This is a genomic window from Longimicrobium sp., assembly GCF_036387355.1.
In the GTDB taxonomy this organism is placed as follows: Bacteria; Gemmatimonadota; Gemmatimonadetes; order Longimicrobiales; family Longimicrobiaceae; genus Longimicrobium.
In genome coordinates this window covers 1-8796 of record NZ_DASVTX010000155.1, presented here as the reverse complement: position 1 = coordinate 8796, position 8796 = coordinate 1, and the positions used below count along the sequence as shown (strand labels likewise).

The 8796-nt window shown below is 71.5% G+C and carries 10 protein-coding genes; 4 read left to right on the top strand and 6 right to left on the bottom strand.

Translation table 11 applies throughout. From position 1 onward, the window contains the following. Positions 1-311 precede the first annotated feature (311 nt). Positions 312-545 carry a hypothetical protein gene (locus VF665_RS07210; protein ID WP_331052731.1) on the bottom strand — a complete coding sequence of 78 codons (234 nt, stop codon included), beginning with the start codon at positions 543-545 and terminating at the stop codon, positions 312-314. A gap of 263 nt (positions 546-808) precedes the next feature. Between VF665_RS07210 and VF665_RS07205 the strand changes: the two genes are divergently transcribed. Then, a complete protein-coding gene (locus tag VF665_RS07205; protein ID WP_331052730.1) occupies positions 809-1561 on the top strand; it encodes a DsbA family protein in 753 nt (250 codons plus the stop codon). 80 nt (positions 1562-1641) lie between these two features. Here VF665_RS07205 and VF665_RS07200 read toward each other — a convergent pair whose 3' ends face one another. The 3 genes from VF665_RS07200 to VF665_RS07190 are packed head-to-tail and all read right to left on the bottom strand — an operon-like array spanning position 1642 to position 3159. Beyond that, a complete protein-coding gene (locus VF665_RS07200; RefSeq protein ID WP_331052729.1) occupies positions 1642-1854 on the bottom strand; it encodes a hypothetical protein in 213 nt (70 codons plus the stop codon). A gap of 43 nt (positions 1855-1897) precedes the next feature. Then, a complete protein-coding gene (locus VF665_RS07195; protein ID WP_331052728.1) occupies positions 1898-2365 on the bottom strand; it encodes a vitamin K epoxide reductase family protein in 468 nt (155 codons plus the stop codon). Continuing rightward, the gene (locus VF665_RS07190; RefSeq protein ID WP_331052727.1) at positions 2362-3159 is read right to left on the bottom strand and encodes a DsbA family protein; all 798 of its coding nucleotides are present in this window, start codon (positions 3157-3159) and stop codon (positions 2362-2364) included. The genes VF665_RS07195 and VF665_RS07190 overlap by 4 nt, the downstream gene beginning before the upstream one ends. Before the next feature lie 165 nt (positions 3160-3324). Here VF665_RS07190 and VF665_RS07185 point away from each other — a divergent pair, with 165 nt between their 5' ends. Both VF665_RS07185 and VF665_RS07180 read left to right on the top strand, forming a co-directional pair. Next, on the top strand, positions 3325-4080 hold the full coding sequence (locus VF665_RS07185; protein WP_331052726.1) for a hypothetical protein: 756 nt from the start codon (positions 3325-3327) through the stop codon (positions 4078-4080). Then, positions 4077-4292: a hypothetical protein gene (locus tag VF665_RS07180; protein ID WP_331052725.1), complete on the top strand. Its 216-nt coding sequence runs from the start codon at positions 4077-4079 to the stop codon at positions 4290-4292. Before VF665_RS07185 ends, VF665_RS07180 begins: the two co-directional genes overlap by 4 nt. Before the next feature lie 666 nt (positions 4293-4958). Here the strand turns inward: VF665_RS07180 and VF665_RS07175 are convergent. Continuing rightward, on the bottom strand, positions 4959-5735 hold the full coding sequence (locus VF665_RS07175; protein ID WP_331052724.1) for a gamma-glutamyl-gamma-aminobutyrate hydrolase family protein: 777 nt from the start codon (positions 5733-5735) through the stop codon (positions 4959-4961). A gap of 172 nt (positions 5736-5907) precedes the next feature. Continuing rightward, positions 5908-7371, bottom strand: coding sequence for a diguanylate cyclase (locus tag VF665_RS07170; protein ID WP_331052723.1), 1464 nt, complete (start codon positions 7369-7371; stop codon positions 5908-5910). Positions 7372-7785: 414 nt separating this feature from the next. On the opposite strand from VF665_RS07170, the gene VF665_RS07165 reads away from it, so the two are divergent. Further along, a partial coding sequence (locus VF665_RS07165; protein WP_331052722.1) for a glycoside hydrolase family 3 N-terminal domain-containing protein occupies positions 7786-8796 on the top strand: 1011 nt, incomplete at its 3' end.

Sequence of the window (8796 nt, the reverse complement as noted above, 5' to 3'; positions counted from 1 at the left end):
ACAACTGCTGAAAGCCTCACGATACTGCCGTGAGGCTGCCCCGGTGCGGGCGACGAGGCCGGTGCGGAGCGCACCGGCCTGCGTCTTTCTCCCCTCTCCGTGCGCAGTTTGCACGGGGAGGGGCCGGGGGTGGGGCCCGCGCGCAGCGCGACGCCGTTCCGCCAGAAGCCCTCCTGAGCGGATGAATCCGCCGCTCTGAAAGCGGTAAGCCCCGACTCGTGGCCGCTGACGCGTCCACGATCGAGGCTTCAACTGCATCGGACGCCAGCCTCGCGTCGCCGCGAATGCAGCCCGCGAACGCGGACGGGCCGTCAGGGTTCCCGGCAGGCGCGTTCGGTCGGGTAGCCGCTGCCGCCCTCACACGAGTAGTCCGTATAGTTGTATTCCACGCACCAGTAGTATGCCGTCACGCACAGGCACGAGTTCCAGTTGGTGCAGTCGTCCTGTGCCGCGCGAACCGTACCGCGCCGCACCCCCAATCCATCGCTGGCGGCGAAGGTATCCACCGCCAGCTGCTCCACATCCAGGCGAAGCTTCTTGAGCATCGGGCATCTCCGGTCGGGTCGGCGCCGGAGCGTCGTCAGCTCCTGGCGTATTCTGTGTGTCGCGGAGATCATACGCCCCGCGGCCGGGACAATCAACCGTCCCGTTCACCGGGTCTCTTCTCCGCGTGAACACCGTTGCCGTTGCGGCGCGCCATTTGACCCGCCGGACGGCGCACGGCTATCTTTCGCGCGATCTTGTACGCGCGGAAGGGGCGCCCGAGCCGACCTCGCGCGCCCCTTCCGCGTTCCGCGCACCGTTTCTCATGACCCGCATTCCCACGCCGCAGCCGCGGCACCTTCGCTCGCTGGCCGCCGCCGGCGCGCTGCTGCTGGGCTCCGCCCTGTCCACCAGCGCGTGCGCGCAGCCGGGCAACGGCGCGGCCGCCAACCGCGCCGCGTCGGGCGTGAACGCCGATTCCGTCGTGGCCCGCGCCGAGCGCGGCCGGGTGAAGGGGCCGGACAGCGCCCCCATCACCATCATTGAAGTGTCGGACTTTCAGTGCCCGTACTGCCGCGAGTTCGCCACCACCACCTATCCGCGGCTGGACAGCGCCTACCTCCGCACCGGCCGCGCGAAGCTGCTCTACATCAACCTGCCGCTCATGAACCACCGGCAGGCATTCGCCGCGGCCGAGGCGGCCATGTGCGCCGCCGCGCAGGACAAGTTCTTCGCCATGCACGACCGCCTGTTCGCCACGCAGCGCGAGTGGAGCGGCCAGGCCGACGCGGCCCAGCGCTTCGAGGGCTACGCGCAGCAGCTGGGGCTGAACATGGCCGAGTTCCGCGACTGCACGCAGAACGACCGCACCGCCTCGCTGATCGTGAATGACGCCATGCAGGCGGCCGGCGCGGGCATCCAGGGCACGCCCATGTTCATCCTGAACGGCAACGGGCAGCAGGCCTCGCTGAACGGCGCGGTGCCGTTTGAGCAGTTTCAGCAGGCCATCGACTCGCTCTCGTCGCGGCCCGCCGCCCCGGCCCCGCAGCCCGGCGCGCCCCCCGCCCCCCGGCCCTGACCGCCGCGGGTCATCCACGAAAAAAACCGGCCCTCTCCGCCACGCGCGGAGGGCCGGTTTCTTTTCTGCGGGCGGGTGGATCAGGATCCGGCTTCCACCACGGCGGCCGAAACCAGGCGGCCCATGTCCACAAAGAGCTGCCGGGTGACTGACTCTTCCTCGCGCAGCAGGTCCACCAGGCGCTCGTAGCGGCCCAGCAGGTCCATGGGCACGTTCACCGTCTCGGCGTGGAACGTTCCCTGGTCCGCGAACACCAGACGCACCAGCACCGTCTGCCCCGGGGTATGTGACATCTACTGACTTCCTCCGTCGGTCGGTCCGTTGAAGTTGCCGCGCCTACCGGGCCTGCCGCAGCCCCGGGAGCGACAGCAGAAAGATGAGCGTGATCAGGATGGCCGAGATCACGCACCACTGGCACCACGCGCGGATTACCGCGGCTTCCAGGTACGTCAGGTACGCCGAGAACAGGACGCCGCCCAGCGCCATGCCAAAGATGGAGAGCGCCACCCAGCGCTCGCGGGCAAAGCGCGGCTGCGTGCCCAGCAGCGCCAGCACCAGCAGGACGATGTACGCCCCCACCCCCCACATGGCCACCGGCTGCCCCAGAAAGTAGGCGTACTGCGACGCCTGCACCTTTTCGCAGCTGCCGATCTGGCACTGGATGATGCCCATGTACCCCAGCTTGTACAGGGCCAGGTACATGGACACCAGCAGCCCCGCCAGCGCCAGCAGGGCGATGCCCATGCGCGCCAGCGGCGGCCGGTCTTCCAGCTCCGCGGCCAGGTGCTCCGCGCCGCTCGTCATCCCGCGGCGCTGTCGGCGGCGGGAGCGGCCGCGGGCGCCACCGGGCCGGCTGCCGGAGCAGCGGCGGGCGCCGCAGTGGGGGCCGGAGCCGCGGCGCCGCGCTCCTGGTCAATCAGCTGCTGCCATTCGGCGCGGGTGGACGGCATGTCCGAAACGCGCTTGCCGTTGATGATGAGCGTGGGCGTTCCGTTCACGCCCAGGCTGCTGCCGAACGAATGGGACTCCGACACTTCCTTGAGAAAGCGGTCCGACCGCAGGCACTGCGAGAACGCCGCCTCGTCGCCGCCCACCGACTTCATGTAGCCGGCGAAGATGCCGGCCGCGTCATCGGACTCCGACCACTCCGGCTGGCGGGCAAAGATGTGGTCGTGAAACTGCCAGAAGCGGTTCTGGTCGTTGGCGCAGCGCCCCGCGCGCGCGGCCAGCACGGCGTTCTTGTGCAGCTCCGGCAGGGGATAGTCGTACCACACGAACCGCACGGTCCCGTTGTCGATCCATTCCTGCACCAGCGGCTCGTAGAAGGTCGCGAACCGTCCGCATCCGGGGCACTGGAAGTCGGCAAACTCCATGATGACCACGGGGGCGTTGGGGCTCCCCTTGCTGATGCCCGCCACCGACTGCATCTGCTCCGGCGTAAGGTTCACCGGCTGCAGCGTGGCGGCGGGCGGCGCTCCTCCGCCGCCGCTGGCCTGGCGGAAAAGGAAGAAGCCGCCACCGAGCGCGACGATCCCCAGGATGATGTAAAAGGGCAGCAGCGACGACGAGCGCCGGGCGCTGGGCGCGGGACGGGGCACGGGACTTTCTCCGGAATGCGGGGGTGCGGGCGCGGCCGGGGCGGCGTACGCCCCGGTGCGGGACGGCAAACAATAACCGCCGCGCCGCGCGCCGGGCAAGCGCGTACCGGAACACTCCTTGCGCATCCGCCCCGTGTTAACGCGTTTCTCATCCCGGTGACTTCCATGGATATCAGGCTGGTGCGCGGACGCGAGTCGCGCGTGTGGCTGTGGTCGGGGCTCCTGGCCGGCATTTCGGTGCTGGTGCTGGTTTCCGCGTTCGTGTTCGGCGACCGTACGCAGCGCGCCAAGAAGCAGGTGGGCGCCGCGGCGGGCTTCGGCTCGGACCGCACGGCCGTGCTGCCCATGCAGCCGGAGCAGTTCGAGGCGCTGCTGCCGCTGGACACCCGCGAGCTGGGCCGCCTGGTGCACATGACGGCCACCACGCAGAGCCGGGTGCTGGGCAACTCGGTGTGGGTGCGCACCCCCAGCGGGCGCCGCATGCTGGTGCGCTTTGAGCCGGACCCGTCGGCCGGGGCGCTGAGCGGGCTGTATCCGGGCGCGCAGCTGGAGGTGAACGGCTACCTGCAGAAGCTGTCGCGCGCCGAGCTGCAGATGTGGACGGACACGCTGGGCGTGGTGATTCCCCGCCCCGCGCCGGGGGTGAAGTTCGGTGACCTTCCGGACAGCGGGTTCGCCAAGATCGATTCGCTGTTCATCAAGGACTACTACCTGTCGGTGCGGCCGGAAGGGCTGCGGGCCGTGCGGAGCACCAACGAGCTCCGGCCGGACACGTCGGCGGCCGCCGCGGCGCCCCAGCCGCTGCCCACCCTGGCCGACAGCGCCGCGGCGGATGAGCCGGTGGGACCGCTGCCGCAGGAGCCCGGAACCGCCGCGCCCGACACCGCCCGGCGCGGGCCGCCGGCCACGGCACCCCGGTGATCTGGACACCCAGCGCACTGAGCCGGCTGGAGCGCGCGATCGACGAGGGGACGCGGGTGCAGATCCGCCGGCGCGGCGGGGACATCGTGCTGATTCCCGTGGAGATCCGGCAGGTGTACGGAGGGGAGATCCTCGTGGGGCGGCACCTGGGGACGGGCGACCGCGTGCAGGTTCCGATGGATGACGTGGAGGCGTTTACCGTCATCGGGTAGCGAGGACGGGTCCGGTGGATGACAACGAGGAGGGCGCACGATGATCGTGCGCCCTCCCTGTCTTGCCCAGTCCGGAGATGCCGCTGCTGAGCGGCTGAAGCCGCCGCAACAACGGCTGAAAGCCTCACGATACAGATGTGAGGCTGCACCCGCGCGGGACCCCTGCGTCCGGTGCCGAACGCTGCCCCCGCGCCGGACTGGGGTGTGCTCCCTCCCTCGTCCGTTTGTGGGAGAGGGGCGGCGTGCGCAGCTCGCGGGGTGAGGGCCGCGAGCGGGTGAGGGCCACACGGCGGCGGGAACGAACGATGCTCAGGGCCGTGCACCTTCCTTCATCAATCATCCGGGGGTAACTCGCAGGGCCGTGCACCGTCCCTCCAACGGTCTTTCTCAGCCACAGCGGGATGGCCTCCCTGAGCGGATGAATCCGCCGCTCAAGAAGCGGGAAGCCCCGACACGAGGCCGCTGTCGCGTCCACGTTCGGGGCTTCAACTGCGTCACATACCGCGTGCGCCGTTCCGGTGCGGGTTCGCCGGGTTGGAACGGGCGGACAGCAGATCCTTCGTCGGCGCCAGAGAGCGGTGCGACGGCGGGGTTCGGCCGGCGCCTTCTCAGGATGACAAGAAGTTGTTGGCGCGAGCGGGGTTGCCCGCCGGACCGCACCCTGAGTTATCTGCCCACCCCGACGGCGGTGGATTCGGCGGCGAACTCGCGGGCGGCCTGAACGAAGGCCCAGAACAGGCGGCGGTCGGGGTCGCGCTCGTCGGCGTCGGGGCCGTGCGCCTCGCCGCGCTCCGGATGCCACTGCACCCCGCACACCCACGTCCCCTCCGTTCCCTCCACCCCTTCCACGATTCCGTCTTCCGCCCACACCGTGGCGCGCAGGCCGGGCGCCACCTCGCGCAACGCCTGGTGGTGAAACGAGTTGATGCGCAGCTCGCTCGTCCCGAACACCGCCTCGAGCGTGCTCCCCTGCTCGACCCGCCCGGCGTGCGACCGCTCGCGCCAGTCGCCGGTCTGCTCGTGCAGAATGTCGCCGCCCAGCTCGGAAGGGATGTCCTGGTACAGCGTTCCGCCCAGCGCCACGTTGAGCACCTGGATCCCGCGGCAGATGGCCAGAATGGGCATTCCCAGCCGCCGCGCCTCGTGCACGGCGGCCAGTTCCGTGGCGTCGCGGGCGGGGTTCACGTCGCCCAGTTCGGGGTGCGGCTTCGCGTTGTAGCGGCTGGGCTCCACGTCCTCGCCGCCCGTGAGCAGCAGGCCGTGGCAGAGCCCCAGCAGCTGCCGCATGGACGCTTCGCCGTGCGCGGGGGTCAGCAGGAGCGACGTGGCGCCGGGCGCTTCCAGGGCGGCGATGTACTGCGCGTTCAACTGCGTGCGCGGCAGGCCGTACGATCCCCCGGGCCAGATGGTGGTGGTGACGGCGATGAGCGGACGGTCGGTCATTCCCTACGATCCCGGTTGCACGGACAAAAGAGCGGCCCGGCGGAACTCGCAGGTTCCACGCCGGGCCGCGTTGAAAAGACATCCTCCCGCGGTTCCTCCGCGAGAACCGCAGTTCCCAGTGCCAAGTGCCCGGTGCCCAGCCGTGGAGCCGCGCGGACGTGGCCGGAAAGGATCAGGCCGCGGCGGCGGTGGCGGCCATGCAGATGCGGTTGCGGCCGCCCTGCTTGGCCTGGTACAGCGCCGTATCCGCCAGCGAGATCAGCTCGTCGGCGGTGCCGGCGTCGGCGTCGGGCCACGAGACCACGCCCGCGCTCAGCGACGCGCGCACCGTCACCTCACCGAAGACGAAGGGAATGCCCGCGAAGTGCGCCCGGGCCCGCTCGGCGAACGCCTTGGCCGCCGGGGGCGCCATTCCCGGAAGCACCACCACGAACTCGTCGCCGCCGTAGCGCCCGGCGCGCTCGTTGGCGTTCAGTCCTTCCGTGCACAACCAGCTTCCCAGCGCCCGCAGCGCGGCGTCGCCCGCCAGGTGGCCGCAGCTGTCGTTGATCTCCTTGAACCGGTCCAGGTCCAGGAGAACGATGCTCAGCGGCGCCCCCGTGCGCTGCGCCGCCTCGAACTGGCGCGACAGGTACCCCACGATGGAGCGGCGCGTGTCGCACCCGGTAAGCTCGTCGGTGTGCGCCAAGTCGTGCAGCTGCTTGCGCTGGTCCACCAGCTTCTGGAACAGCTGCACCCGGCCGCACGCCTGCACGATGGCCTCCACCACGCGCTCGGCCAGCTCCGCCGCCTCGTCGCCCAGCAGGGGCTCATCCACCGTGGCGCGCTCCACGAACAGCCCGGTGACGTTCTCGCTGATGGGGAACGGCACCACGATCACCGAGCGCAGCGGCGTCACCAGCCCGCGCCGCTCCCACTCGCCGCGCACCCCGTCGAACAGGGGTGACAGGCCCACGTCGCGCACCACTACCGGGCGGCGCGTCTCCAGCGCCTCGCGCACCTCGGGGTAGAGCGACAGGTCCAGCTCCAGCCCCTCCACCAGCTCCGCCTCGGACGATGCGGCCACGCGCGCCACCTGCTCGCCCGCGTGCACCACCAGGACGGAGCAGCGCCCCACGCCCAGGATCTCCGACGTGCGCGACGTGACCAGGTGGAACATCTCGTCCGCCGTCACCACGCGGTTCAGCTCGCGGATGAGGTCGATGGCCTGCAGCCGCATGCGTGCCTGCTCGCGCGCCCGCTTGAGCTCCTGGTTGCGCAGGACGTGGCGCTCCACGCGGGCCAGCAGTTCATCCAGCCGGAACGGCTTGGTGAGGAAGTCTACCGCGCCGTCGCGCAGGGCGGAAACGGGAAGGGCGCCGTCGTTGGTGGCGGTGATGAGCACGACGGGAATGTCCACCCAGCGGGGGTCCAGCCGGAGCGTGCGCAGCACCTCCAGCCCCGTCATTTCCGGCATCATCACGTCCAGCAGGAGCAGGTCCGGCACGTCCTCGGACTCTTCCAGCAGCTTGAGCACGGCGCGGCCGCTGGTGGCGGTGCGGACGTTGTAGCCGGTTACTTTCAGCGCCCTGTCCAGGCCCTGCAGAATGGATGGATTGTCGTCGGCGACAAAGACGGTGGCGGAGCGATCGGTCATGAGGTGCAGCGGCGATGCGGTTCCGGCGCGGCCGGTTCGCGATGAAAGACTGCGGGCGGCCCACCCCCACGGGTGCGCGGCCGGAAGGATGGAGCGGATGAAGGTACCCGCGGCGTCCGCGCGCGCCTGACAACGCGCGGCCGCACAATCCCACAAGGACGCGGCAAGAGCCGGACCAAGGTTGGACACTCCGCCCGCCCCCGGCGTTTGGCTGATCTACACCTCTGCATGCGGCGCGTGCGCCCCGGGATGCACCAGCGCTGTCCCACGCGCGTCCCGGTCCGGAACCTGCCTCCGCTCCGGTACGCGCCTCGCGGGCGCGCGGGCCGTGCACGCCCGCGCCCGGCGGGGCGTGCCCGCGCACCGTGGACGAACCGGTCCCGGCGCGGGCCCATCTCGCGCCGTCTGAATGCGTTGACCCGTCTCTGCCCGTCGCGCGCCCTCGCCCTGTTCGCCACGCTGCTGGCCCTGCTCGCCACGGGGTGCGAGCAGGCCGAAACCTCGCCCTGGTCCAACGACCGGCTCGCGCGGATGGACCTGCGCGCGCGCGTGGCGCAGATGCTGGCGCCCGCCGTGTACGTGGGCCCGGACGCGCGTGCCTCCGCGGACACCGCGCTGGCGCGCCGCTTTGCGCAGGCGGGGGTAGGCGGCGTGCGGCTTCTTCCCGGCTCGCTTTCCGTGGCGGAGCGCCGCCTGGGCGCCATCCGGCGCGCGTCGCGGCTCCCGCTGCTGGTGATCGCCGACCTGGACCGCGGGGTGGGGGGCGCGCTGGCCGGCGCGTCGGAGCTGCCCCCGCCGCTGTCACTCGGGACCGCGGGGGACGAGCGGGTGGACGCGGCGGCCGCGCAGGCGGCGGTGGAGGCGGAGCGGCTGGGGATCAACTTCGCCCTGCTGACGGCGCCCTCGTTCCCGTACCCCACCGCGCTCCCGGCACCGTGGGGCGCGGCGGCGGACAGCGCCTTCGTGCGCTACGCGCGGCAGCTTTCGGGGGCCGGGCTGCTGGTGGGGGTGCGCGCGCTTTCCGCCGGGCCGGAGGTGCGCGACGGAGGCCCGCCGCGGCTGGCGTGGGACCGCGCCGCGGTGGACGGGCTGCAGCTGGGATTGATGCGCGGGCTGGTGGCCGCGGGGGTGGCGGCGATCAAGCCGGCCTCCGTGTCCATCCCCTCGCTGACGCGCGACACCGTTCCCCTTCCCGACAACCCCGTGTTCACGCAGGGCGTGCTGCGGCGCGACCTGGGGTTCGACGGGCTGATCATCGAGGACCTGGCGCCGGTGACGCCGCTGGTGCGCCGCTACGGCGCGCAGGAGGCCGCCGTGCGCGCCGTGGCCGCGGGGGCGGACCTGCTGGTGGGGGTGGACGACGTGCCCGGGACGGTGGACGCCATCGTGCGCGCGGTGGAGTCCGGGCGCATCTCCGCCTCGCGC

Excerpts from the sequence above, each read along its gene's own strand:
- VF665_RS07210 (WP_331052731.1), bottom strand. The coding sequence starts at position 545 with ATGCTCAAGAAGCTTCGCCTGGATGTGGAGCAGCTGGCGGTGGATACC.
- VF665_RS07205 (WP_331052730.1), top strand. The coding sequence starts at position 809 with ATGACCCGCATTCCCACGCCGCAGCCGCGGCACCTTCGCTCGCTGGCC.
- VF665_RS07200 (WP_331052729.1), bottom strand. The coding sequence starts at position 1,854 with ATGTCACATACCCCGGGGCAGACGGTGCTGGTGCGTCTGGTGTTCGCG.
- VF665_RS07195 (WP_331052728.1), bottom strand. The coding sequence starts at position 2,365 with ATGACGAGCGGCGCGGAGCACCTGGCCGCGGAGCTGGAAGACCGGCCG.
- VF665_RS07185 (WP_331052726.1), top strand. The coding sequence starts at position 3,325 with ATGGATATCAGGCTGGTGCGCGGACGCGAGTCGCGCGTGTGGCTGTGG.
- VF665_RS07175 (WP_331052724.1), bottom strand. The coding sequence starts at position 5,735 with ATGACCGACCGTCCGCTCATCGCCGTCACCACCACCATCTGGCCCGGG.
- VF665_RS07170 (WP_331052723.1), bottom strand. The coding sequence starts at position 7,371 with ATGACCGATCGCTCCGCCACCGTCTTTGTCGCCGACGACAATCCATCC.